20 protein-coding genes are annotated in these 25,390 nt (G+C 69.7%); 12 read left to right on the top strand and 8 right to left on the bottom strand.

The window, feature by feature from the left end; genetic code table 11:
• The first annotated feature begins 42 nt into the window (after nucleotides 1-42).
• The 7 genes from OG700_RS06815 (at nucleotide 43) to OG700_RS06785 (ending at nucleotide 9,289) form a co-directional block, all read left to right on the top strand.
• Nucleotides 43-1,512: an ABC transporter permease gene (locus tag OG700_RS06815; RefSeq protein ID WP_405610411.1), complete on the top strand. Its 1,470-nt coding sequence runs from the start codon at nucleotides 43-45 to the stop codon at nucleotides 1,510-1,512.
• 54 nt (nucleotides 1,513-1,566) lie between these two features.
• Entirely contained in the window at nucleotides 1,567-2,247 is a 681-nt protein-coding gene (locus tag OG700_RS06810) for an ABC transporter ATP-binding protein (protein WP_405610408.1), read from the top strand.
• Between the two features lie 292 nt (nucleotides 2,248-2,539).
• Nucleotides 2,540-4,021 (top strand): MFS transporter, encoded by a 1,482-nt coding sequence (locus tag OG700_RS06805; RefSeq protein WP_405610405.1) that lies wholly within the window; start codon nucleotides 2,540-2,542, stop codon nucleotides 4,019-4,021.
• Nucleotides 4,022-4,101: 80 nt separating this feature from the next.
• Nucleotides 4,102-5,535 (top strand): DUF2252 domain-containing protein, encoded by a 1,434-nt coding sequence (locus OG700_RS06800; RefSeq protein WP_405610402.1) that lies wholly within the window; start codon nucleotides 4,102-4,104, stop codon nucleotides 5,533-5,535.
• A gap of 105 nt (nucleotides 5,536-5,640) precedes the next feature.
• On the top strand, nucleotides 5,641-8,196 hold the full coding sequence (locus tag OG700_RS06795) for a histidine kinase (protein ID WP_405610399.1): 2,556 nt from the start codon (nucleotides 5,641-5,643) through the stop codon (nucleotides 8,194-8,196).
• Nucleotides 8,193-8,870, top strand: a complete 678-nt coding sequence (locus OG700_RS06790) for a response regulator (protein ID WP_405610396.1) — start codon at nucleotides 8,193-8,195, stop codon at nucleotides 8,868-8,870. The genes OG700_RS06795 and OG700_RS06790 overlap by 4 nt, the downstream gene beginning before the upstream one ends.
• A gap of 59 nt (nucleotides 8,871-8,929) precedes the next feature.
• Nucleotides 8,930-9,289, top strand: a complete 360-nt coding sequence (locus OG700_RS06785) for an SCO4225 family membrane protein (RefSeq protein ID WP_405610393.1) — start codon at nucleotides 8,930-8,932, stop codon at nucleotides 9,287-9,289.
• A 434-nt stretch (nucleotides 9,290-9,723) separates the two neighbouring features.
• On the opposite strand, the gene OG700_RS06780 is transcribed toward OG700_RS06785, so the two are convergent.
• The 3 genes from OG700_RS06780 to OG700_RS06770 all read right to left on the bottom strand — a co-directional run bounded on the left by OG700_RS06780 (nucleotide 9,724) and on the right by OG700_RS06770 (nucleotide 13,133).
• Nucleotides 9,724-10,689: an ABC transporter permease gene (locus OG700_RS06780; RefSeq protein ID WP_405610390.1), complete on the bottom strand. Its 966-nt coding sequence runs from the start codon at nucleotides 10,687-10,689 to the stop codon at nucleotides 9,724-9,726.
• Complete coding sequence (locus OG700_RS06775) at nucleotides 10,689-11,705, bottom strand: ATP-binding cassette domain-containing protein (RefSeq protein WP_405610387.1); 1,017 nt, start codon at nucleotides 11,703-11,705, stop codon at nucleotides 10,689-10,691. Before OG700_RS06775 ends, OG700_RS06780 begins: the two co-directional genes overlap by 1 nt.
• 780 nt (nucleotides 11,706-12,485) lie before the next feature.
• Complete coding sequence (locus OG700_RS06770) at nucleotides 12,486-13,133, bottom strand: hypothetical protein (protein WP_405610384.1); 648 nt, start codon at nucleotides 13,131-13,133, stop codon at nucleotides 12,486-12,488.
• Between the two features lie 336 nt (nucleotides 13,134-13,469).
• On the opposite strand from OG700_RS06770, the gene OG700_RS06765 reads away from it, so the two are divergent.
• Nucleotides 13,470-17,168, top strand: coding sequence for a protein kinase domain-containing protein (locus OG700_RS06765; protein WP_405610381.1), 3,699 nt, complete (start codon nucleotides 13,470-13,472; stop codon nucleotides 17,166-17,168).
• Between the two features lie 412 nt (nucleotides 17,169-17,580).
• On the opposite strand, the gene OG700_RS06760 is transcribed toward OG700_RS06765, so the two are convergent.
• A complete protein-coding gene (locus OG700_RS06760) occupies nucleotides 17,581-17,952 on the bottom strand; it encodes a nuclear transport factor 2 family protein (protein ID WP_405610378.1) in 372 nt (123 codons plus the stop codon).
• A gap of 493 nt (nucleotides 17,953-18,445) precedes the next feature.
• On the opposite strand from OG700_RS06760, the gene OG700_RS06755 reads away from it, so the two are divergent.
• Nucleotides 18,446-18,589: a hypothetical protein gene (locus OG700_RS06755; RefSeq protein WP_405610375.1), complete on the top strand. Its 144-nt coding sequence runs from the start codon at nucleotides 18,446-18,448 to the stop codon at nucleotides 18,587-18,589.
• 115 nt (nucleotides 18,590-18,704) lie between these two features.
• Here OG700_RS06755 and OG700_RS06750 read toward each other — a convergent pair whose 3' ends face one another.
• Together OG700_RS06750 and OG700_RS06745 are read right to left on the bottom strand one after the other, a co-directional pair.
• Nucleotides 18,705-18,839, bottom strand: a complete 135-nt coding sequence (locus OG700_RS06750; protein ID WP_405610372.1) for a hypothetical protein — start codon at nucleotides 18,837-18,839, stop codon at nucleotides 18,705-18,707.
• Between the two features lie 104 nt (nucleotides 18,840-18,943).
• Nucleotides 18,944-19,411, bottom strand: a complete 468-nt coding sequence (locus OG700_RS06745) for an Lrp/AsnC family transcriptional regulator (protein WP_405610369.1) — start codon at nucleotides 19,409-19,411, stop codon at nucleotides 18,944-18,946.
• Between the two features lie 110 nt (nucleotides 19,412-19,521).
• On the opposite strand from OG700_RS06745, the gene OG700_RS06740 reads away from it, so the two are divergent.
• From OG700_RS06740 to OG700_RS06730, 3 genes are all read left to right on the top strand, one after another.
• Entirely contained in the window at nucleotides 19,522-20,466 is a 945-nt protein-coding gene (locus tag OG700_RS06740) for an EamA family transporter (RefSeq protein ID WP_405610366.1), read from the top strand.
• Nucleotides 20,463-21,449 (top strand): aldo/keto reductase, encoded by a 987-nt coding sequence (locus OG700_RS06735; protein WP_405610363.1) that lies wholly within the window; start codon nucleotides 20,463-20,465, stop codon nucleotides 21,447-21,449. The genes OG700_RS06740 and OG700_RS06735 overlap by 4 nt, the downstream gene beginning before the upstream one ends.
• Nucleotides 21,450-21,847: 398 nt before the next feature.
• Nucleotides 21,848-22,378, top strand: coding sequence for a hypothetical protein (locus OG700_RS06730; RefSeq protein ID WP_405610360.1), 531 nt, complete (start codon nucleotides 21,848-21,850; stop codon nucleotides 22,376-22,378).
• 167 nt (nucleotides 22,379-22,545) lie between these two features.
• On the opposite strand, the gene OG700_RS06725 is transcribed toward OG700_RS06730, so the two are convergent.
• Both OG700_RS06725 and OG700_RS06720 read right to left on the bottom strand, forming a co-directional pair.
• A complete protein-coding gene (locus OG700_RS06725; protein WP_405610357.1) occupies nucleotides 22,546-23,469 on the bottom strand; it encodes an aminoglycoside phosphotransferase family protein in 924 nt (307 codons plus the stop codon).
• A 279-nt stretch (nucleotides 23,470-23,748) separates the two neighbouring features.
• Complete coding sequence (locus OG700_RS06720; RefSeq protein ID WP_405610355.1) at nucleotides 23,749-25,278, bottom strand: helix-turn-helix domain-containing protein; 1,530 nt, start codon at nucleotides 25,276-25,278, stop codon at nucleotides 23,749-23,751.
• Nucleotides 25,279-25,390: the final 112 nt, after the last annotated feature.

The raw sequence follows: 25,390 nt of genomic DNA, 5'->3' as shown, positions 1-25,390 counted from the left end.
TGCTCATACGCTGCCATCACGCAGCGTGCATATTTTCACGCCATGTTCTTCACCTACCTCCGGCGCGAACTGCGCCGCCGCCGAAAGGCCGCGCTCGTCGTCGCCTCGGGGCTCGCACTCGGTATCGCGCTGGTCATCGTCGTCAACTCCGTCTCCTCGGGCATGCGGGACGCCCAGGGCAAGGTCTTGGAGTCCCTGTACGGGCTCGGCACGGACATGACCGTCACCAAGGCCGCCCCACCCGCCTCCGAGGGTGGCCGGGAACGGCCCCGCTTCAACTTCGACGCGGACGACGGCGACGAGGCGCAGAGCAGCGACATCGTCATGCCGCAGGGCTTCCAGACCCTCGCGTCCAGCACCGTCGGCAAGGTCGCGGGACAGTCCGGTGTGGCCACCGCGGTGGGCGGTCTCAGCCTGTCGGTGGTCAAGGTCGACGGGGAGTTCAAGCCCGGCCAGTTCCAGCCGAAAGAGGGCGGCGCGAACGGCGGTGGTGGTGGCGGTACCGGCGCTCCACAGGGTGAAGTGCGCGGCGGCGGGGCCGAGTTCGACGTCAACTCCTACAGCGTCTACGGCACCGACACCGCCCACCAGGATCTCGGCCCGCTGACCTCGTCGAAGATCACCGACGGCCGTGGGTTCAAGACGACCGAGACCGACACCGAGGTGGCCGTCGCCGACGCCGCCTACGCGAAGGAGAAGAAGTACCAGGTCGGCAGCGAAGTCACCATCAAGGGAACGAAGTTCGAGATCGTCGGCATAGCCACCGCCGACAGCGGCGACGCGGCGGCCAATCTTTACGTACCGCTGAAGCAGGCGCAGACCCTGTCCGACTCAAAGGACAAGGTCACCACGGTCTACGTCCAGGCCGACGACTCCCAGCAGATCGCCGCCGTCAAGTCGGCCATCCAGAAGAACATCCCGGGCACCACCGTCACCACGTCCGCCGACCTCGCCGACACCGTCTCCGGCTCCCTCTCCACGGCGTCCGACCTCGCCACCAGCGTCGGCAAGTGGCTGTCGATCGCCGTCCTCATCGCCGCCTTCGTCGTCGCGGGACTGCTCACCGTGTCGGCCGTCAGCCGCCGCGTACGGGAATTCGGCACCCTCAAGGCCCTCGGCTGGAAGAGCGGGCGCGTCACCCGGCAGGTCGTCGGCGAGGCGATGGTCAACGGGCTGGTCGGCGGCGCGCTCGGTATCGCCGTCGGCGTGGCCGGTGCCTACGCGCTGACCGCGGTCAGCCCGTCCCTGACCGCCCAGCTCGGCGCCGCGGCGAGTGGCCCCGGCCCCGGTGGCGGCGGTGGCGGTGGCGGTGGCGGTATGGCCCGGGTGGCCGGGGGCGGCGCGCAGAGCGCCGACAAGGCCATCGAGATCGCCCTCACCGCTCCCATCTCCGCCGCCACCATCGCCCTGGCGGTCGGCCTCGCGGTGACCGGCGGCCTGATCGCCGGCGCCTTCGGCGGCTGGCGCGCCTCCCGGCTCCGTCCGGCCGACGCGCTGCGCCGCGTCGAGTAACCGCCGGGCCGTACGCACCCCCTCAACTCATCGCGGCAGTCCAGGAGTCCCACCATGTATGAACTCAGCGGCGTCACCAAGCAGTACCGCAGAGGCAAGGACACCGTCCACGCGCTCGCCGGGGTCGACCTGACCATCGGTGAGGGCGACCGGCTCGTCATCAAGGGCCCCACCGGCGGCGGCAAGTCCACCCTTCTCCAGATGCTCGGCGGCCTCGACCGGCCCACCGCGGGCAGCGTCAAGCTCGACGGCACCGACCTCGCCCGGCTCGGCGAGGCGAAACTCACCGCCGTACGCGGCCGGTCCATCGGCTTCGTCTTCCAGAGCTTCAACCTCATCCCCACCCTGTCCGCGCGGGAGAACGTCGAGACGGCGCTCGTACCGCTCGGCACCAAGGCCGCGGAGCGCCGCGACCGCGCCGCCGATGCCCTGCGCTCCGTCGGACTGGGGGAGCGCCTCAAGCACGTGCCCTCCGAGATGTCCGGCGGCCAGCAGCAGCGCGTCGCCATCGCGCGGGCGCTCGTCAAACAGCCCAAGGTGCTGTTGGCCGACGAACCCACCGGCAACCTCGACGAGTCCATGCGCGACGAGATCATGGACCTGCTCGAAGGGCTCTGGAAGGAGCACGGGCTGACCTTCGTGATGGTCACCCACGACAGCGCCATCGCCCGCCGCGCGACCCGGCTCGCCACCATCAGGGGTGGCAGGATCACCATCACCGAACGCCCCGAGTAGCCGGGAGACGCCCCGGCCACCCCGCCCCGCCCCGCCCAGGCCCGGCCGACGCCGACACGGCCGGGCCGGGTGCGCGCCTGCGGGGGCGTGCGGGACCGGCGTGGCGGGAGCGGGGTGTGTGCGGGGGTGGGGTGCGCGTGTGGGCGGGACTGGCGTGGCGGGACCGGCGTGGGGTGCGCCGTGTGGGCGGGGCTGGCGTGTCAGGGCGGGGCGTCCGGCGTACGACCGTACGCTGAGCCGGTTCTGCCCCCGCCCCTCCCTCCTTCCCCCCACGCCGGCCCCGGAGGCGTTCTTGCGGTTCCGCTCACCTTCGACACGTCTGTTCACCCGCCTCCCGCTGGCCGGGAACTACCCGGCGGCCGTCGCCCTGGCGCTGCTCGCGCTGAGCCCGTACCTGATCCTCACCACCGCCACCGTCCTGGCGGAGCCGCAGATCATGGAGGGCATCGGCGCCACGGCGTACGAACTCCAGCTCAGCGGCGGCATGTCGAACGCGGCGTACGCCTTCGGTGCCGTCCTCGCGGCCGACCTCGTCCAACGGGTGGCACGGCGCCGGATCTACCTCATCTGCGAGTGCGGGTTCGTGCTGAGTTCGATGCTGGCGCTCAGCGCGCAGAACATCGGCATGTTCGCCGCCGGAGTGGTGCTCCAAGGGCTCTTCACCGGCATGCTGCTGGTCGCCGCGCTGCCACCGCTGATCACCGGACACCCCATCAGCAGGCTCCGGACGACAGCCGCCGTCGTCAGTCTCGGGCTCTTCGGGATGGTGGCCTTCGGGCCGCTGGTGGGCGGGCTCGTCGGCTCGCTCGGCGGCTGGCGGCCCCTGTTCGCGGGCATCGCCACCCTGGCGCTGATCGGCCTGGTCATCGGCTCCCTGACCTTCGAGGGCAACGATCCACCGGACCGCCGGGCGAAGTTCGACCGGAGCGCCATCCCGCTCGCCCTCGGCACCACGGCGCTGCCGTTCTTCGGTGTCTCGTGGCTGACGCGTGGCTCGTTCAGTGATCCGGAGTTCTATCTGCCGGTCGTCTGCGGACTGGCCTGCGGGGTCCTGCTGGTGGGCGGTCAGTACCGCAAGGCCCGCCCGCTGATGCCGGTGCGGCCCATCAGCAACACCCTGCCGGTCGTCGGCACGCTCAACGCCATGCTCGTCGGGGCGTGCTTCACCACCCTGCTGGAGCTGATCGAGGTCTATCTGACCAGGGAGGCGCGCTACTCCGCCGTACGGATCGGGGCGCTCCTCACCCCTCAGATCCTCGGCATCTTCATCGCCGCCCTGCTCTTCCGACGACTGATGTCGACCCGCTGGACGCCGTATCTGGCCCTGTGCGGCACCGCCGGTGTGGCCGTCGGTGCCGCCATCCTGCTGGCCGCCTCCACGTCGAGCGCGTCGGTGACCGTCCCCGTCGCCGCCTTCTTCCTCGGCTTCGGCGCGGGCGCGGGCGTGACGCCGGGACTCTTCCTGGCGGGCTTCTCCGTCCCCGCCGCACAGATCGGCCCGACCTTCGCACTGGTCGAGCTGCTGCGCTCGGAGGCGGCGTTCCTGATCGGCCCCGTCCTGCTGCACCTCGCGCTCATCCAGGGTCTCGCCGACGGATTCCACCTGGCGGTGGGGATCACGCTGGGTATCACCGTGGTCGGCGCGCTGTCCCTGGTGGCCCTCTACCTCGCGGGCGGCGCCCGCCCCGAGGCACCGGACCTGGTGTCCTGGCACGCCGGTACGTCGACGGCGTACCACTCACCGGCCCTGCTGGCGGCGGTCCGCAAGCACTGACCGCCCCGCCGACATGCGAGGGTCCGGCGGGCGCCGGATAGTGGATGGGCGGGGCCGGCTCTCCGAGCGGAGGCGCGACGATGGGCAAACGTGGCCGGAACTCCGGAACGGACGGGCGGCGCGCCGCCCCGTACCTGTCCCCCCGGGAGCGGGCGGAGCGCGGGAAGGCGGCGCGCAAGCGGGCGCCGAGATCGAGCCACGCGGGGTTCGAGGCCGGCCGCGACCGGCCCGATCCGGTGGCCGTCGTGGACGCGCAGTCGCAGACCCGGGTGCCGGACCTGGTGCCCATCCGCTACGGGCGGATGACTCAGTCGCCCTTCCGTTTCTACCGGGGCGCCGCCGCGATCATGGCCGGTGATCTGGTCGGCACCCCGGACTCGGGCCTCACCGCGCAGCTCTGCGGGGACGCGCATCTGCTGAACTTCCGGCTCCTCGGGTCGCCCGAGCGGCGGCTGGTCTTCGACATCAACGACTTCGACGAGACGCTGCCGGGCCCCTGGGAGTGGGACGTCAAGCGGCTGGCCGCGAGCCTGGTGATCGCCGGGCGGGAGAACGGCTGGTCCGCCAAGGAGCGGGCGGTGATCGTGCGGGCGGCCGTGCGCTCGTACCGCGAACGCATGCGTTCCTTCGCCGGGATGGGCAATCTCGACGTCTGGTACACGCGCGCCGACATGGCGGACCTCCAGCCGCTGGCCGACCGGCGGCTCGGCGCGAGGGGCCGGGACCGGCTGTCCGCGATGATGGCGAAGGCGCGCACCCGCGACAGCCTCCAGGCGTTCGAGAAACTGACCCGGGTACGGGACGGGCAGCGCCGGTTCGTGCCCGATCCACCGCTGGTCGTGCCGGTCGACGACCTGCTGCGGGGCGGGCGGCGCGACACGTTCGTGGGCGAACTCCACCAACTCGTCGAGCGGTACGGCAGGAGCCTGTCCACCGAACGCAGGCAACTGCTCCGCCAGTACCGCGTGGTCGACATCGCCCGCAAGGTCGTCGGCGTGGGCAGTGTGGGGACGCGCTGCTGGATCCTGCTCCTGCTGGGCAGGGACGATACGGATCCGCTGATCCTCCAGGCAAAGGAGGCGGACCACTCGGTGCTCGCCGCGCACACCGGCCGCAGCGAGTACCGCAACCAGGGGCAGCGCGTCGTCGCCGGGCAGCGGCTCATGCAGGCGGTGGGCGACATGTTCCTCGGCTGGGACCGGGTACGCGGACTCGACGGCCGTCAACGGGACTTTTATATAAGGCAGTTGCACGACTGGAAGGGCATCATGGTGCCCCAGGACATGCTGCCCGAGGGGATGCGGGTGTTCGCCGAACTGTGCGGCGCCACGCTCGCCCGCGCCCACGCCCGGTCGGGGGACCGGATCGCCATCGCCGCGTATCTGGGCGGCGGCCCGGTGTTCGACCACGCGCTGAGCGACTTCGCGGAGAGCTACGCCGACCGCAACGAGCGCGACCACGCCGCGCTGGTGGCGGCCGTGCGGTCGGGGCGGGTGACGGCGGTGGCGGAGTGACGAAGCGGGCACCGTGGGAGGCCGTCTCTATCTCTGGGTAGAGGTGTTGATCGCTCGGTGGGGGGATGTCGAGGCCCTGCGCGGGACCGTAGCGTGGGACGCATCATGGAACGAACTGACGACCGGTTTCTCCCGGTTCTGCTGCTCGGTGCCCAGGCCGTGGTGTGGCCCGGGTTCGCGCTGGCGCGCGGCGCCGCACCGCCCGCCGCGGACCTCCTCGCGGCTGCCCTGGCGGGCGCTCTGGTGGCCGTCGCGCTCGCGGCCCGCCGTCGTCGCCCGGTGCCCGTCCTCATGCTGGTCGCCGTGGTCTGCGCGGTCGGCGCGGGGCCGCTGCCGGCCGGCGCGATGGTGGTGCTCGGCACGGCGGGCGTAGCGCTGGCCATATTCACGGTCGCCACCGAACGGGACACCACCACCGCACTGCTGTGCGTGGCGACGCTCTCGGTCTGGCAGCTCATGTACAGCCTCAGCCTGCACGGACTGGAGGACCGTCAGGGTCTCGATCTCGTCCTCACCGCCCTGCTCTACGCGACCGCCACCGGTGCGGGGCTGTTCGCGCGGCGGCGACGGGCCGACCGGAGCGCCGCCGAGCGGCGTCTGCACCAGGCACGGGGCGAGCGGCACCGGCTCCCCGCGGCGGAACAACGCCGTATGGAACGGGAGCTGCACGACGTCAGCGCCCACCACCTCACGGCTGTGGTCGTGACGGTCGAGGCGGCGCTGGGCCTGCGCGACCGCCGACCCGAACTGGCCGACAAGGCGGTGGAGTTCGCCGCCGAGACCGGCCGCGAGGTGACCCGGGCACTGAGCGCGGTGCGGGCACCGACGCCCTCACCGGAGGATCTGCCCGCGCCGGAGGAGCGCCTGCGGGAACTGGTGACCGGCTTCCGCGCCCTCGGGCTGTCGGTGACCTGTGAGACCGAGGCCCTGCCGGACGGCGCCATCGGCGACGCCGCGTACGGCATCGTCCGTGAGGCACTGACCAACGTGGTCCGCCACGCTTCCGGCGCGCCCACCACCGTGCGGTGCGTCTACGGCGATACGAGCACGGACATCGTGGTGCGCAACGCGCCACCGGCCGCGCCTGTCGTGGGCGCCGTCTCCGGGTCCGGGTCCGGCAAGGGGCTCGGTGGCGGGCGCGGCCAGAGTTCGCTGCGCGGGCGGGCGCGGGAGGCGGGCGGCACGCTCAGCAGCGGGCCGACGCCGGACGGCGGGTGGGAGGTGCGCGCGGTCCTGCCGGGGCGGCACCGGACGGTGCCCAGGACGTCCGTCCCGCGGGACTACCGGCTCGCCCAGTTCGTCGCCGCGGCGCTGTGCTTCCAGCCGCTGCTGCCGTTCCTCATCGTCCGGGCGGGTACGACGAGCACCGAGCCGGGTGTCTCCGCCGGTGCGCTCTTCGCGCTGCTCGCCACGGCACAGGTGTTCACGCTGCTGTGGCTGCGGCGGTCCCCGCGGATCGCGCTGGGGCGTGTTGCGAAAGTGGCGCCGTCCGCCCGCCGGGCGGGGCCGACGGCGTCCGGTGCGTGCGATCGCAAGGCGGAGGATCGGCGGTGTGAATGGCCCGGCCGTACTCGGATGCCTTCGAGAACGCTGTCAACGCGGCGAGTGCGCGTGCCAGGCGTCGTCGGCCAGGCGGGACTTTCGCAACACGCCCTAGGTGTGCTGCTGGTCCTCGCCGGGCTCTGGCCGGCGGCGATGGCCGTGAGTGGGTACGCGGGGCCGGTTCTCCTGCCGCCGGGGCTGGGCGTGCTCGCCACCTGCGTGGCGCTCGCCATGGCGGCGGCCGGCACTCCGGAGGCCGGCACCGTCGGGTCCGCGCACCCGTCCGGCTCGAACAGGGCGGTGGCGGCGCGGCGTTGGGCGCTGCTCGCGCCGGCCGTCGCGGTGCATGTGGCCGCGGCGATCGCCGCCGTCCTCGCCCGTGGTGCCACCGCGCCCGCCTGGGAGTTCATCGGTGCCGCGATCGCCATGACGGTGCCGACGTTCGCCGCCTGGTCCTTCGGCGTCCGGTACGGCAAGCGCCGACGGGCGGACCGGGAGAGGCACCAGGACCGGCTCGCGACCTGGATGGAGGAGGCCGTACGGGACGCGTGGGCCGAACGTCGCCGTATCACCGCCGGGCTGGAGACCACCGTGCTGGCCCGCACGGCCGAACTGGTCGAGGAGGCGGAGGCGGGCCGGCTCGTACAGACGGCGGAACGTGCCCGCGAGGCACTGACCGCCATGCGGGCCCTGCTCGAAACCGTCCACACCGCCGAACCACCCACCGAACTCCGGCCGCAGCCCACGCTCCAGGCCCTCGACCTGCTCGTCAACCAGTGCCGGGCCACCGGTCGGCAAGTGGAGGTGCGGCTCACCGACCGGGTGCCGAGACGGCTCCCGGCGGAGGTGGACATCGCCGCCTACCGCGTCGCCGAGACCATTCTCCAGGCGGGCGGTGACGAGCCCGCCGTGCTTGTCCTCGACGCCACGGACCGCGTCCTGACCCTCACCGCGACCGGCGTGTCCGGTGCCGGACACGCCGCCCGCGAGCGCCTGATGACACGGGCCGGCGCCCTCGGCGGCACCCTGACCACGGAACAGCCGGGTACGGTCCTGCTGCGCCTGCCCCTGAGCACCGTCCCGAGCGACGGTGCCACGACCCGCGAGGATTCCCGATGACGCTCACCGTGCTGGTCGTCGACGACCAGATGGTCGTCCGCGCGGGCTTCGCCGCCGTGATCGACGCCGAGCCGGACATGACAGTCGTCGGCGAGGCCGGCGACGGCGCCGCCGCGGTGAGCCTCGCCGAACAACTCGCGCCGGACGTGATCGTGATGGACGTACGGATGCCGGGGCTCGACGGCATCGCCGCCACCCGGATTCTCACCGGCCGGGAGAACCCGCCCCGCGTCCTCGTGCTGACCACCTTCGACCTCGACGCGTACGTCTTCGAGGCGCTGCGCGCCGGCGCGTCCGGCTTCCTGCTCAAGGACGTGCGGGCGGCCGAACTGCTCGACGGCATCCGGGTCGTGGCCGCCGGGGAGAGCGTCCTCGCCCCGTCCGCCGCCCGCCGGCTCATCGGCCACTACGCGGCCGGGCCACCCGTAGGACCAAAGGCCGGGCAGGGGAGGCTGGACCGTCTGACCGCACGAGAGCGCTTCGTCCTCACTCTCGTCGCCTCGGGGCTGAACAACGCGGAGATCGCCGCCGAACTCGACATCACCGTCGGCACCGTCAAATCCCATGTGAACGCACTGCTGCGCAAACTTGAGGTACGCGACCGGCTTCAGGCCACGATCCTCGCGTACGACCTGGGCCTGGTCCGCGCGACCCCACCGGGCGGTCATGTCTGACGCCCCCCACCACCCACACGCACCGCCCCACCGCCCCACCCGAGAGGACCGTTGAACCCATGAGCACCGCACGCGGGGAGAGCACCACCATGACCGACACCACCGCATCACACCGGGCCCTGCGCGCCGTGCGCCGCACGTTCGCCGGCGTCTACGTCCGCGTGTATCTCGCCGTGTGCGTGGCGCTGCTCGGCTGGTCCGTGGTGGTGAGCATGGGCCCCAACGAGGACGCATCCTTCGCCGGGGTCGTGCCGCTGATGGCCACCGCACCGCTCAGCCTGATCGTGATCGTGCTGCCCGATCACGTCTCGATGTTCTATCTCTCCGTCGGCGTCGGCGCGCTGGCCAACGCCGTCCCCATAGCCTGGTGCGCCCGGGTGCTGAGCCGGGCACTCGACCGCTCCCGGCCAACGGCCTGACGGACGGGCCTGTGTCGACAATCGCGTTCTTGAGTGGTGTGCACCCTCGGGAGCCGATCTGGAGGACGCCGAGATTCAGCGTGAGCAGCGCGCCTTCGCTCACGGTGCCGTCGGACGGGTCGGTGCGTATGTCGGAGCGGTCGAGCTTTTCGTCGACGAAGTACGGACCCTCCGTCTGCTCCGGGTTCGCGATGCAGTCGACCGTGCCGCGGCCGTCGCCGGAAGGCGACGAGGCGGGCGCGGCCGCGGTGGCGGCGCCCGAGCCGGCCATTCCCGCACCTTTCAGCGCAATCACAGGTCAGCCAAAGGGTCCTCATATGAACGGCCAGCAGGCTCTGCCTTGTTGACCGAGCCGATGGGCGCGTCCGTCAGGTACGGGACCGCCCGCCCCGGGAGTGCGCGGGGCGGGCACGTGACGGTGTGGACGTGCGGTTTCAGGAGAGTACGCGGCGGCGGAAGTTACGCAGGCCCAGCCCGAGGAAGAGCGCGCAGAACCCGACGAGGACGGGGTAGATCACGTACAGCGGCATGTGGGAGAGGTCGGTGAATCCCGCCCGCATGCCCTCGGTGATGTAGATCAGGGGATTGAAGAGCACGAGCACCTGGAGCCAGTGGAAGCCGCCGACCTCCACCGGGGCCAACTTGGTCCACTGGTAGTAGGTACCGCCGAGAAAGACCAGGGGCAGTACCACGAAGCCGAACATGACACCGATGTTCCGCGGCTCGAAAGTGGTGCCCAGCAGAAGCCCGAGGGACGTCATGGCGATACATGACAACGGGATGAGGGTGACCACGATCCACCAGTGGATACTGAACTGTGGATGAACGCCCGGCGCGTGGACCACGGCGGCGATCGGGAACACGATGACCGCGGAGATCAGGCCCTGCGCGGCCCCGGACAGCACCCGGGCCACGGCCACGAGCCAGATGGGGCAGGGCGCCTGCACCCGGTCCTCGATCTCCCGGGTGAAGCCGAACTCCTGGGACATCTGAATGGCGACGGACTGGATGCCCTGGAACATGATGGCGATGGCCACGACCCCGGGGACCAGGACGGTGGCGAACGCCGACTCTCCCGCGGTTCCACCACCCGAGCCGATGCCCTGTCCGATACTGGGGAAGACGTAGAGGAAGACGAAGACGAGCAGGAACGGCTGCATCACGGTGCGGCCCACGAACTCGCCGAAGTTCTTTCGCAGCACGGCCAGATCGCGCCGGACCAGCCCGGCCAGGGCGGACCGGCTGGAAGCGGCGGCCGACCGGTCGGGACGGACACCGCTCCGCGACGGGGCCGGACCACCCCCGGCCCCGGCCCCGGCTCGGGCTCCTCGGGATCCTCCGGCCCCGACTCCGGCTCCGGCCGCCGGGTCGTCGGCGGGAGAGGCTCCAGACATGGCCATCAGTCCCGCAGCTCCTTTCCGGTGAGGCTGATGAAAACGGTCTCCAGGGTGCTCTCGCTGATGGAGAGATCGACGAGGTCGAAGCCTCCGGACTCCGCGCTTCGTACGACCTTGGGCAGCAACCGGTCGGCCCCCTTCACATGGAGTTCCACTCCACCGTTGACCAGCCGGGCGCGGACGACACCCTCGATGTCACGGCGTAACCGGTCGGCCAGTTCTTCGGGTCTGCCGCTGGTGACGACCGTGACAATGGCATCCGCGCCCAGGCTCAGCTTGAGCGCGGCCGGGCTGTCCAGCGCCAGGATCCGGCCCTGGTCGATGATCGCCACCCGGTCGCAGAGGTGGTCGGCCTCCTCCATGTTGTGTGTCGTCAGCAAGATGGTCTGGCCGGCACCGATCAGCTCGTCCAGTACGTCCCACAGGGCCAGCCGGCTCTGCGGGTCCAGTCCCGCGGTGGGCTCGTCCAGGAACAGGACGGCGGGCTGATGAAAGATCGCCCGTGCCACCAGCAGCCGCTGCGCCATGCCGCCGGACAGCGCGAACACGGAGGAGTCCCGCCACCGGGTCAGTCTGAACTGCTCCAGAAGCTCGTCGGCCCGTTGCCGCGACCGGGCCCGGGGGATACCGAACAGCAGACCGTGGAAGTACAGGTTCTCCCGGACCGTCAGCGAACGATCCAGGGTGTTCTGCTGGGTGACCACGGCGATGACCTGCTTGACCAGGGTGGGCTGAGCGACGACGTCGATCTGCCCGATCCGGGCGGAGCCCGAGGTAGGTACCACGCGGGTGGTCAACATCCCCACCGTGGTCGTCTTGCCCGCGCCGTTGGGACCCAGCAGCCCGAAGATCTCGCCCCTGCGTACGCGCAGATCGATTCCGTCGACCGCCGCGAAATCCGTCTTCGCATAGACCTTCCGCAGCGCGGACGTATGGATGACCACATCGGCGGGGTCTTCCGCCAGGCCACCGTCAGTGTCGGGGGCGTCCACCGGCCTGCCCGGTCGGCCTTTCTCCATAGCGCACCGGCTTCCAGGATCAACCGGCCACAGTCGTTGGCCGCGTCGCGAGATCAGTTAAGCGCCCACCGCCGTCCCCGGCATCTTGCGCGTGCCACGGATGGACCATTGGGCTCTCACCGGCGTGGACACCGGCTTCATGTCGCACCCCTCACGGGGGTGACGAGGTCCGGGGTGAGGGTCCGGGCGGAGTCGTCACCGATGACCGGTCGGCCCGCATCCGGGGTACCGGAGGTGAGGACGGCCACGGCCGCCCCCGCGGCGGCTGCCACCGGGTGCGCCCGGCCCGGCCCCCCGTGCCGGAGCGAGCGCGGCGAAGATCCCCGCGCCGATCATCGCGCCCGGGCCGATCGCCACGGCATCGGCCGGCCCCACCCGCCGCTCCAACTCGTCCGGCGTCCCCGTGATGGTCGACGGCTTGCCCATCAGCTCACCCTCACAGCCCAGCCGCCGCTCACGGCTCTCACCGCGCTCACGGCATGACCCCACATCCCGAAAGCATCGACTCGTGGCAGGCGAAGTGAACTACCCGTGTGGCTTCTTTCAACTGCCTTTTCATGTAAGCCTTCTCTGAACTAGGGCGTGTTGCGAAAGTAGCGCCGTCCGCCCGAAGGGCGGGGCCGACGGCGTCTGGTGCGTGCGATCGCAAGGCGGAGGATCGTTCTCGTACTGGGCGTACTTGGACGAGTCCGACAACGCGGCGAGTGTGCGTGCCAGGCGTCGTCGGCCAGGCGGGACTTTCGCAACACGCCCTAGTGCCGCATCAGGGGCCGGGGCGAGTCAGCGGGGGAAGAGGGTGGACTTCCACAGGCGCATGGAGCGGTAGTCGTACGGGCCGCCCTGCGCGGTGCACCTGCCGGTGGTGACTCCGGTGCTGTTGGCCGAGACCCGCAGACACGGCGCTTTCCCGTCGTCGATCTTGTACTTGCTGCGCAGCTGCACGTAGCCGTTGGCCTGCGGCACTACCTTCCACAGGCGCATGGACGCGAAGTCCGCCGTACCGCCCTGCGCGGTGCAGCTGCCGGTGGCCGTGGTGGTGATGCCGTTGAAGGTCCGCAGGCAGGACCCCTTCCCGTCGTTGGTCTTGAACGTGCTGCGCAGCTGGACGTAGCCGCCGGGCTGCGCCACGGCCTTCCACTGGCGCATGGACGTGGAATCGGAGGGGCCGCCGAGGGCCTGGCAGTCGCCGACCGCGATGGTGGTGCGGGCGTTGAAGGTGCGCAGGCAGCTGCCGGAGCGGACATCGACGCGGTACTTGTTCTGGATGACAGCGGGGCCGGCGGGCGCTCGCTCCGCCCGAAGGCCCACGGTGGCGGCGCCGGTGGAGGATTTGGGCTGCGCGGCGGCCGGGGCCGTAGCGGCGGAAGCAGTGGCGAGAGCGGTCAGGGCGGCGCAGGCGACCGTACGGATGATGCCGGATTTGCTCATGCGCTCTTGGTACCGGCCCCGGAACCCTCACGAGCGCCGATCCGCCGTCAGACCACCCGCACGGCCGAAGTCGTCATACCGGCACCACAGTTCGGGGCCGACGGTCTTCGACACCGGACAAGGATCTCGTGCGGGCGGGGCCGCACCGGCCTCGGTCCGGTCCCGCAGACGCCGCGGCACGAGACGGTCCGACACCCGGACGGCTCTCCCGCCGCCAACCCTCAACTGCCAAGCCTCGCAAGCGAACTCATTCTGAAATGATCGGTAAGGGCCGGGGAACCGTACGAGCGCTCCAGATCGTCTTCGCCTATCGTGCTGTCCGGTGGAGGGGGACTGTTGAGTTTTGAGTGGCTGGCCGCGGAGGACCCGCAGCGTATCGGCCCCTACTGGCCGCTCCGGCGGCTCGGCGCCGGCGGGCAGGGCGTCGTCTATGAAGCCTATGATCGTTCCGGGGCGCGCTGTGCGGTGAAGGTTCTACGCCCCGAGCTGGTGGCCGACCCCTTCATCAGGAAACAGTTCGGTCGAGAGGTACGGGCTTCCCAAGCCGTTGCGTCGTTCTGCACCGCGAGGATCCTCTCGGCCGATCCGGACGCCGAACAGCCGTATATGGCAAGTGAGTTCATCGACGGACGTGATCTTGCGGCAGTGGTCCGTCATTCGGGGCCCTTCCACGGCGATGGCCTCCTGCGGCTGGCCACCGGGATGGCCACCGCCCTCACCGCCATCCACGCCGCGGGCGTCCTCCACCGTGATCTGAAGCCGGCCAATGTGCTCATCGGGCCCGACGGGCCCCGGGTGATCGACTTCGGTATCGCACGCACCCACGACATGACGCTCACCGCGCCCGCCAGAATGATGGGGACGCCGAGCTATATGGCGCCCGAGGTACTCAGAGGCGAGCGTCCCGACGAGAAGGGCGATGTGTTCGCCTGGGGCGCGGTCGTTCTCTTCGCCACCACGGGGCATGGCCCGTTCCACGGCGAGAACATCGGGGAGATCATCGTCCGGGTCAGCGAACACCACCCTGATGTGTCAGGCCTCGCGGAGCCTCTGCGGACCCTGGTGGCCGCCGCTCTGTCCAAGGAGCCCGGAGACCGGCCCACAGCCTTGCGGTTGTTGACCGGCCTGCTCGACGAAGGGGCTTGGGCCAAGTTGCCGGGTCAGCTGCCGCGGACGGAACTGCTGGAGGCCGGTCTCCGCGGGTCCGCGCGGGTCCGAGGACCCGGCGAGACCGTTGCCGCGCCGGACCTGGGCCGGACCGCCGAGGAGGCCTTCGGCGAACTCGCCCCGGCCGTCCAGGAGGTCGCACAGCGCGTCCTCCTTCGGATGGTCGTTCCCGGCGATGCCGCAGACGGCTCGCAGGACGGCGTCCGTGCCGCCACGCTCACGGAGCTGACGCAGGGCCTGCCCGCGCTGGAGCACGCCGCGGTGCACCGTGTCCTCGATGTGCTCCTCGGCGTCGATGCGCTGCTCACCGGCCCGGACGGCGGCGTACGGCCCACCGGCGCGGCGCTGTTACGGGCCTGGCCCCGGCTGGGGGGCTGGGTGGAGACGCACCGCGCGGCACTTCTGACGGCACGGGAGATCGGGAACGCGGCGCGAACCTGGGACCGAGGCGACAGGAACGCCGACGACCTGCTGCGCGGCAGCACGCTGCGCGCCGCGTGCGACTGGGCGGACGCGGCACCCGAAGTCCTCCGGCTCAGTGCCCTGGAACGCGCCTTCCTGGACGCCGGCGACGTTCAGGAGAATCAGCGGCGAGGCCAGCAGCGCCGGGTGCGGGCCTCCCTCGCGGTCGTCCTGGTCCTTGCTCTGGTCGCAGGCGCCGCGGCCTGGCGGCTACAGCGCGCGAACACCGGGCAGGAGAACCGGGCCATCGCGGGGGACGTGGCGTCGGTCGCCGAGAGCATGCGCCTGTCCGACCCGGATACGGCCATGCTGCTGAGCGTCGCCTCCTGGCGGATCGCTCCCACGGACAGGGGACGTGATGCCCTGCTCACGTCGATAGGCCAACGGGAACGAGCGCGATTCCGGATCCCCACGCCCCCGGAACTCAGGAAGGGCCGATTCTGGAGCTTGCACCGATCCCTGTCCGAGGACGGCCGCGTTCTCGTGACCGACTCCTCCGAGGCGAAGCCCGGCTCGCCGGCCGATTCGGCAACGCCACGAGCGCGGCGTTTCGATGCCCGGACCGGGAAGCGGCTGCCCGACCGCGGCACTGTGGGGGACGTCGGGGTGATGTCGCCGGACGGACGGTTCCACGCGTACAAGCACAACCTGCGGGCTGTGAGCGTCGTGCAGGACCTTCGTACCGGGAAGAACGTGGGGAGACAGGTCCAGGGCGCTGTCACGTCGCTGTCGGCGGGAGGCGGCCGTGCGGTGTCGGAGCTCCCCGAGGGGGATTTGCTCTTCACCGACCTGCGGAAGGGGCGCCTCCTGCATCGTGAGTCCGAGGGCGCCGCCTCCTACGACCCGCCCCGGATCTCCAGCGACGGAAGCACCGCGCTGTGGTGCGGCGAGGACGGCCCCGTGGTGCTGGATCTGGGGTCGGGTGACAAGAAGACCCTCCGCCGCGGGGGCGAGTTGGTCCGGTGTGATGTGTCGGAGAACATCACGCTCGCCCTCAGCCGGGACGGCGGCCGTGCCGTGATGACGTCCCCGGAAGCGATGCAGGTGTGGGATACGAGGGGGCCGTCCGGCCGGGAGCTCAGCAGGTCCGACTACGACTCGACTCTGCCGGGGGGCAAGGACAAGGATCTCGACCCGGGCTACGGTGCCCTCCGGGCCGCGTTCAGTACGGACGGCAGCCTCATCACGGTGGCCTCCACCACCCGGGTGGTGGTCGTGCGGACCACGGACGTGAATGAGACGGTCGCCGACGCGGACATCGTCCCGGTGGACAGTACCAATCCGGTCCCCCCTGCCGTGGCCGTCGACTCCGAGGACCGAGTGCTGCGCTTCACGAGCGGGACACGCCTGCGGACGCTGGATCTCGGCCCCGTACTCGACGCGCCGAGAAGCCGAGCCGTGGCCGTCGTCGCCGCTCTCGCCCCGGGCGCGCGCACTCTGACCACCCTGGAAGGCGTTTTCGACGGGAAGCCGCACCTGCGCACGTGGCAGCTCGGCACCCCGCGCCGACATGACACGTCCGGGCCAAAGCCTCGCTCCACGATCTCCGACATCGGTTACGCGGGAATCGGCTCGGGCGTGTACCGGCCCGACGGCGCACAGTTCGCGGCCGAGGACCGGCTCGGCGACATCGTCCTCTACGACGCGCGGACAGGCGAGAAACGGCATGAACTGCCGGGCAGAGGGAGCGAGGCAGAGCTGGAGGCCCTCGTCTATGGCACGGACGGCCGCTCCCTCGCCGTCGACTACGGCTCCCAGGTGGAGATCTGGGACACCCACGAGCGGAAGAAGGAACGTGTCCTGAAAAACGTCGACGGCTACTCTTTGGCGCTCGGTGGTGACGGCGACAAACGCGTCCTGGTCACCTCGGCGGGCGACCGGGTGGACGTTTCGACGGGCGAAGTCTCGCGTGACGCGCTGGGGTCGTTGGAAGACGCGGAGTTCAGTCCCGACGGCTCGGTCCTCGCCGTCAGCCGCGACGAGGGCGTATCACTGTGGAACGGCGCTGCCACCACCCGGATCGGTGCCATGGGCGGCGAACCGGGAGACCGGTCCACCACGCGGAGCGAAGCCGCGATCACGGAGCTGCGCTTCTCGGCCGATGGCAAGTCACTGGCGGCAGTGGTGGGCCGCGAGGACTACCGGATCTGGGATGTGCCGTCGCGCCGTTCCGTCGGAGGCGTCCAGCCGGGCGTCGAGGACCGGTTGAACGGGCTGGCCTTCGACCGCGAGGGCAGACTCCACCTGACGGGTACCAGAGTCCGCCACCACATCGTGGAAACCGACCCGGACCGCATGATCCGTACGATCTGCGAACGTGTCGACCGCGCTCCCGACCTGACCAGGGGGGAATGGGATCAGAACGTGCGACAGGCACCGTACCGCAGGGTGTGCGACGCACCGTGACGTCCGCTCACGCGGCAGCCGCCGGTGGAGTTCGTACGCGGTCCGGGTCTTGCCGCCTCCGCAGGGGCCGTTCATCCCGCCGGGGTGGCCGGGAGCCCCGGACGAGCGCCGGACCGACCCAGCTGAACCGAAGCTCCACGCCGACAAGGGATACGGCTACGACCACCTGTGCCGATGGCTCCGCGACCGCGGCATCCCGCACCGCACAGCCCGCAGAGGCGTCGAGTCCTCACAGCGCTCGTTCCGCCACCGTGGGGTCGTCGAGCCGACCGTGTCCTGGCCGGCCGGCTGCCCGCGCCCGCACCGCCGATACGAACGCGAGGCGGAACCCTTCCTCGCCTTCCTCGCCTTCGTCGGCATACGCCGCAGCCCTTGTCGGCTACCCCGCCGACTCACCGAATGGAGCGACGTCTTACCGGGTCGGGTCCACGTCCATGAACTGGTAGTCGCTCTGGATGAGGCCGTCCGGGCCGAGGACGATGAACTCCGTGCCGACGGCGGCGACATCACCACCGCCGGCCGGCACCATGTGCCAGGTGATGCGCACAGAGTCGTGGTTCACCTGGTAGTTGTGGACCGTGAAGGCGAATCCCTTCTCGACGAAGTCCTCGTACGCCTCATGAATGGCCTCGTGGATCTGGCTGTGGCCGCGGTACTCATCGCTCACGTTGGCGTAATGGCCGTCGCTCGCCCAGAGCGCGCTGACGGCCTTCTGACGGCGGTCGGCGTCCACCTCGTTCCACACCGCGGTGTACCGGTCCACGACATCGGCGATATTGGTCAAGGCACTTTCCCTTTCCTGAATGAAACTGGTCGGGCACCCGACGCACCATCCGCATCGTCGGACGGTGACGCCTGGAAGCCTCCTGATGCTCACAGCCGGCATCACGGCTGTCGATTACTTGGGAGGTAATCCATCACGGGCACCGATTCCCGGATGAGCACCCACAACTCGTCCGGCACCAGCCGCTCAACCGGCCCCACGATGCCCCCCCTTCAGCGACCAGCCTCGCCAAAAGAGACGACGTCAAAGTGGAGGTGCGGAACCTGTCCCCGCCAGGCTCGTCCTCGCGCTCATTCCTCGATCGGCAGCCACTTGGGGGGCGCGGGGTGGTCGACGTACGCCGCAACGAGTTTGTCGATTACAGGGCTACGGCGCCTGACCTGTTGACGGGCGATCGTGTCCAGGCCGAAGTTCCGCGAGAAGCCCCGCCCACCGCTGCCCTCCACCGCGACCCTTGGGGACCACGATCGCCCGCGGGGTCTGAAGAACCTCGGTGTCGAGCGACTGCCCGGGCTGCGCGGCGAAGCCGTACCGCCGGGGCGTCCACACCCCCGAGGCACTGCTCGACGCGTCCTACGCGGTCGAGCGTCTGGCGGAAATCGGCGGCGAGTTCGCCGACGCGCCCGGCGACAAATGAACGCCTGTTACTGACGAGGCGAGTCATTGCACGCCCCGGCACACCGGCGCCGGGGTCCGCCTTGAGCTCAGTGCGATCACCGCTCTCGACTCAACTTGCCGCCTGGGCAAGGATGTCAGGAACCGCTCAGGCATTCCACCACTCGCTGGTCCCGGAGCAGGTTCGTACGCGAACGGTCCGTCGGACAGCCGTGCGGGGTGCGCTTCATCACGTACCTGGAGATGTTGTAGCCCTTTTTCCGCACGTCCATCGGGCCGCCTCTCGGCGAGTACCCCACCTGGAGTGCCCCACCCGCCGCTCACACCAGGCCCGCGACCGGCGGCTTCACGCTGGAATCCTCCCAGTGGCGAGATGTCATGGCCAGTTGCCCTCCGGGGGTGCCGGGAGTGGTAGCGGGCGCGGCGGCACAGGGGTGGCCACCACGATCGACGTCGTGGTCTGGCCAAAGATCAGGAATCTGTCGATGATCCCCTCAAGTCCTTCGATGGATGGGGCGTGGACCTTGAGGTAGAAGCAGTCCTCCCCGGTGACCCGGTGGCATTCGACTACCTGTGGAGTGCTGCGGGCGGCTTCGGTGACCTTCGGCAACTGGCCGGGTCCGGGCCGGACGCGCAGAAGAGCGGTCACCGGCATGCCGAGCGCGGCCGGGTCGATGTTCATCCGGAAGCCGGTGATGACGCCGGCCCTTTCCAGGCGTTGGACCCGTTCCGTGACCGCCGGCGCTGACATCCCGACCCGGCGGGCCAGCTCCGACATGGACACGCGTGGATCGCCGTGCAGCTCGGTCAGAAGCCGCACGTTGACGGCGTCAAGCAGGCGCATTCGCTCATCGTAGGCGTTCTCGCTATTCGAGCTTGATTTTCCAGGCACTTGGCCCTTCTCACCTTAAGAGAGCCATTCGTTTTCGCGGCCCTTGTTCGGAAGATAGTGACATGAAGTCGATCCCGACGCCGAGCGGTGCCCAACGGCCACCCCCGGTACGACTCCCCCTGAGACAGGTGCCGCCCCAGGCGTTGTTCGCCGTCAGCGCGATCTTCCACTACCTCGGCCCAGCCATGGCCGTACTGCTGTTCGTCCACGTGAACGTGCTCGGAGTCGCCTGGCTGCGGATAGCCAGCGCGGCCATGGTGTTCGCGGTGTGGCGTCGGCCGTGGCGGCTGATGAGGCGGCTGTCGTGGGAGCAGTTCCGAATCCTGGTCGGACTCGGTGTGGTGCTGGCCGCGATGAACACCACGTTCTACCTGGCGGTGGCGCGGCTCCCGCTGTCCACCGTCGGCGCGATCGAGTTCCTCGGGATCATCGTGCTGGCCGCCCTCGGCGCACGGACCCGCCGCAATGTTCTCGCACTCGTGCTCGCAGCGGGCGGCGTATTCGCACTCGTGGACATCCGGTTTGTCGACGAACCACTCGGGTTCATCTTCGCTTTCGTGAACTGTGCGCTGTTCGTGCTCTATGTGATCCTCGGCCACCGCATCGCGAACACCAGGCCCGCCGGCACCCACGCCGACGGCGACGGGTGGAGCCCTGTCGATCAGCTCGGCGCCGCGATGCTGATCGCCGCCGCTGTCGCGACACCCATCGGTATCGGCGGTGCAGCCGGGGCCTTCACCCATCCCGGCTGGCTGCTCGCCGGCCTGGGCATCGGCATCTGCTCCTCGGTCATCCCCTACGTGATCGACCAGTTGGCCATGACCCGGCTGCGCCGGTCCACCTTCGCACTCAATCTCAGCATCTTGCCGGCCACCGCCACCGGGATAGGCGTGGTCGTGCTCGGCCAACACCCCACCCACCAGGACCTCGCAGGCATCGCACTGGTCATCAGCGCGGTCGCGATCCACCGGCAACAAGACCAGACACAGCAACGGGAGACGATATGAAGTACACCCGGCTCGGCACCTCGGGCCTGAACGTGTCACGAATCGGCCTGGGGATGATGAGTTACGGCGACCCCGAGCCGGACGATCAGCAATGGATGCTCCGCCAGGAGGCGGCCGAGCCAATCGTCCGGCGCGCGGTCGAGGCCGGTGTCACGTTCTTCGACACCGCCGACATGTACTCGCTGGGCCAGAGCGAGGAGATCACCGGACGGCTGCTCAGTAAACTCTTCCCGCACCGCGACGACTACGTGCTCGCCACGAAGGTCTACTTCCCCATGGGGTCGGGCCCCAACGACAGCGGCCTGTCACGCAAGCACATCATGGCGAGCATCGATGGCTCGCTGCGACGGCTGAAGACCGACCACGTGGACCTCTACCAGATCCACCGCTGGGACTACGAGACTCCGATCGAGGAGACCATGGACGCGTTGAACGACGTCGTGAAGTCCGGGAAGGCTCGCTACATCGGCGCGTCCAGCATGTTCGCCCATCAGTTCGCCAAGGCGCAGTACACCGCGCGGGCTGCGGACCGGACCAGGTTCGTCTCCATGCAGAACCACTACAACCTGGTATACCGGGAGGAGGAACGGGAGATGATCCCGCTCTGTCTCGACGAAGGAGTCGGAGCCATCCCCTGGAGCCCACTGGCGCGCGGGCTGCTCACGGGTTCGCGCAGGCGGGGCGGCGAACGGCGCACCGTTCGTGCCGGGAACGACTCTTTGGCCGATCAGTTCTACACGGAGGCCGACTTCGACGTGGTCGACGCGGTCGCGGCCGTCGCCGAGGAGCGGGAGCTGCCGATGGCGCAGATCGCGCTGGCGTGGCTGTTGAGCAAGCCCGTGATCAGCGCACCCATCGTGGGAGCCACCAAAACGGCCCACCTGGACGACGCGGTGGCAGCGGTGAACGTAGCGCTGACCGACGAGGAGATCGCCCGGATGGAACAGCCCTACCAGCCACACCCAATACGTGGCCACAGCTGAAGCTTCCCCTTGATCATGGAAGCCCAGGGCGGCTGGCCAAGTTCGACAAGACGGGTGTAAGTGATCAGTCTCCCTGGGACCAAGCGGCGCTCGGCAGGGACAGGTAAACGCCGAAGTCGACGATCCCCGTTGCGGCGCGGATGTCCGCGTGGGGGAGCGTCCACGCGCTCTTGGCGGTTGGCTTCCCGGCCGGCGGACCACTTCGACAAGCGGCATCGGGTGGTCGACTCTTCGGCGCCTGCGAAGAGAGCTGCCCGGTAGGCGAGTTCGTCGCGACCCCAGGCCGCGACATCCCTTCCTCATCAGCTCGGAGGGTGATCTTGTACTCCGACCTTCGGCGGAACAAGGTCGCTCTCCGAGCCGATGAGGATCGTCATGCGTCCCGGCAGGCTGGATGCATGATCAAAACCAAGCACCAGCACCTGGGTTCCGATACGACGGGCCTTGTACAGCGCAGCGTGCCCGCCTGGGCGGAGCGCGTCGCGCACGCCATCCCGCTGGTCGTACTGCCCGTCGGCATCTGGCGGCTGCCGATCGGTTTCGGGTACGGCATGGGCGGCGAGACCATGCCCGCCGCCTGGTTCAACGCCCCTTACGTCATCGGACTGACGGTCCTCACCGAGCTCCTCGCGCTGCTCAGCTTCGGACTGGTCCGGCCGTGGGGCGAGGTCGTTCCGCACTGGGTGCCGAAGCTGGGCGGGCGACGTATCCCGCCGGCCGCCGCGATCGTCCCCGCGACCCTGGGCGGCCTCTTCTTCACCGGGCTCGGCATCCACTGGCTGTACGAGGCCGCTACCGTCGGCAGGGCGGCCTGGCCGTACGACGAGGGATGGAACGTCCTCGCGATGGCGATGAGCGGACTGATGAACCTGTGGGGTCCGCTGCTTCTGGTTCTCACCTATGCGTACTACCGACGCCGCCGGGCCTGATCCCCGTCTTCGGTGAGAACTCTCAACCTTGGAGCCAAGGTCATGGACGGCCTCGCCGAGCGCGCTACCAGCTCGGGTCAGCTCGTCGTCCAAGCGTGTCTCGTAAGGCCGCAACGGCAAGGTCACCAGATCACGTCGGTTCCAACTACCCTGTCCCAGCCCAGGGGTTATCGGTTGAGTAGCGATTCCGCGATCGTGACGGAGGACGGGGCGAGCCGGGTCTCGCCGTCCTCGATGTCCCAGAGTGAATTCTGCAGCAGCCGCCCCAGCGTCCAGCCGGTCGCCCGTGCGCGGTCCAGGCCGAGGACATCGGTATGCAGGTCGAAGCGGCGCCGCACGATGCCCGGGGTGTCGCCCTTCGCGACGACGTCGTCCCACCTGCTGTCCAGGGCGGGCCACAGATCGAATCCCGGGTCGCCGACGAGTGGCTCGGGATCGATGGCGATCCACGGCTCGCGCTGTGCGGCGAGAACGTTGTCGTAGTGCAGGTCCCAGTGCAGCATCCGGTCTCCGGGCTCGCCGACCAGTTCGGCCACCGCCGATGCCCAGTTCCGCAGGAGTCGACGGTCGGCCCGGTCGGCCAGCTTCGTGATCGCCTGGGGGACCTGCTCCAGCATCTCGGAGGCGATGTCGCCGAGACCGCGCAGCCCCCGCGCCGCGGGGACAGCGACCAGCCGCGCGTGAAGCTCGGCGAGGGTTCTCATCGCCACGTCGTCGTCGCTGATCGAGGCCAGCGTGCGCGCTCCGTCAAGGCGCTCCAGGAGCATGCTGCTGCTCACAGGGTCGTGATCGAGCAGCTGTACCATCCCGTTACCGTTCCAGGTACGGAGGCCGATCAGTGCGGCGGTGGTCTCCTGTCTGGGCATCTGGAGTCTGAGGACCGCGGGCGTGCCGTCGGGGCGCAGCACCGGCAGCACCAGTGAGGCTTCCCCGGCTCCTGCTGTGCCGTCCCGTTCCAGCTCCCAGCGTTCCAGCATGTTCGCCGCGAGGGCCGGCAGTCCGGCGATCCATGCCCTTCCTTCCTCACCGAAGCCCGTGGCGTACGACGCTGTCAGGTGATGCGGGACCTCATCTGCTTTCAACGTGCCCACAAGGGACCTCCTTCAGAGGGAATCGAGTGCGTGCCGCAATCTAGCGGAAGTCAATGGACAGCCTGCGGTCGCCCTTTCGAACCCGGCGGGGGTGCCGGCCGTGACCTTGAGCAATCGCCGCAAAGCAGCGGGCCTCGATGTATGGGGAGCGTGGCCCGTCGAGGGCCCAACGTCCCAGAGAAGTCCCAGAGAAGTCCCAGAGAAGTCCCAGAGATGCCGCCGCACACCTGCCTCACCCGCTGGACAGCAGGTCGGGCCGATTGCGGCGGTACCGCCGGTTCAGATGTCGCGGAAGATCTCGATCTGCGCGCCGACCGAGTTCAGCCGCTCCGCCAGATCCTCGTAACCCCGGTTGATCACATACACGTTGCGCAGCACCGACGTGCCGTCCGCCGCCATCATCGCCAGCAGCACGACCACGGCCGGGCGCAGTGCCGGTGGGCACATCATCTCCGCCGCGCGCCAGCGGGTCGGGCCTTCCACCAGGACCCGGTGGGGGTCCAGGAGTTGGAGCCGGCCGCCGAGGCGGTTGAGGTCCGTCAGGTAGATGGCGCGGTTGTCGTAGACCCAGTCGTGGATCAGGGTGGTGCCCTGCGCGACGGCGGCGATCGCCGCGAAGAACGGCACGTTGTCGATGTTCAGGCCCGGGAAGGGCATCGGGTGGATCTTGTCGATCGGCGACTCCAGCTTCGAGGGCCGTACGGTCAGGTCCACCAGCCGCGTACGCCCGTTGTCCGCCGGGTATTCGGGCGTACGGTCGTGGTCGAGGCCCATCTCCTCCAGCACCGCGAGTTCGATCTCCAGGAACTCGATCGGTACCCGGCGGATCGTCAGCTCGGACTCGGTGACGACGGCGGCGGCGATCAGGCTCATCGCCTCGACCGGGTCCTCGGAGGGGGAGTAGTCCACATCGGTGTCGATGCTCGGCACGCCGTGCACGGTGAGCGTGGTGGTGCCTACGCCGTCGACCCGTACCCCGAGCGCGTCGAGGAAGAAGCACAGGTCCTGGACCATGTAGTTGGACGACGCGTTGCGGATGACGGTGACACCGTCGTGCCGGGCGGCGGCCAGCAGGGCGTTCTCGGTGACCGTGTCGCCGCGTTCGGTCAGCACGATGGGCCGGTTCGGCGATGTCGAGCGGTCGACCACCGCGTGGTACAGCCCCTCGGTCGCCGTGATGTCCAGACCGAAGCGGCGCAGCGCGATCATGTGCGGCTCGATGGTGCGCGTACCGAGGTCGCAGCCGCCCGCGTACGGCAGCAGGAAGTTGTCCATGCGGTGCAGCAGCGGGCCGAGGAACAGGATGATCGAGCGGGTACGCCGAGCGGCCTCCGCGTCCATGGCGGCCATGTCCAGCTCCGCCGGCGGCACGATCTCCAGATCCATGCCGTCGTTGATCCAACGGGTGCGTACACCGATGGAGTTGAGCACTTCGAGGAGCCGGTAGACCTCCTCGATACGCGCCACCCGCCGCAGGACCGTACGCCCCTTGTTGAGCAGCGAACCGCAGAGCAGCGCCACGCAGGCGTTCTTGCTCGTCTTGACGTCGATGGAGCCGGAGAGCCGGCGTCCGCCGACCACCCGCAGGTGCATCGGCCCGGAGTATCCGAGGGACACGATCTCACTGTCGAGCGCCTCACCGATGCGCGCGATCATCTCAAGGCTGATGTTCTGGTTGCCGCGTTCGATGCGATTCACGGCGCTCTGGCTGGTGGCCAGTGCCTCGGCAAGCTGGGTCTGGGTCCAGCCCCTGTGCTGGCGGGCGTCACGGATGAGCTTGCCGATGCGTACGAGGTAGTCGTCTGCCATGGCTGCCACGTTATCTCATATGTGAGATGACAGGGCGATTGGGGTGCGCCATTCGTGAGGCCGTGGCCGTGCTGCCCGGAGGCCCGGCGCGCGTACGCACCTCGTTGCCCAT

Source organism: Streptomyces sp. NBC_01508 (assembly GCF_045040315.1).
Lineage (GTDB): Bacteria > Actinomycetota > Actinomycetes > Streptomycetales > Streptomycetaceae > Streptomyces.
The sequence above is the reverse complement of the archived record's forward strand: the minus strand, read 5'-3'. Positions and strand labels throughout refer to the sequence as shown.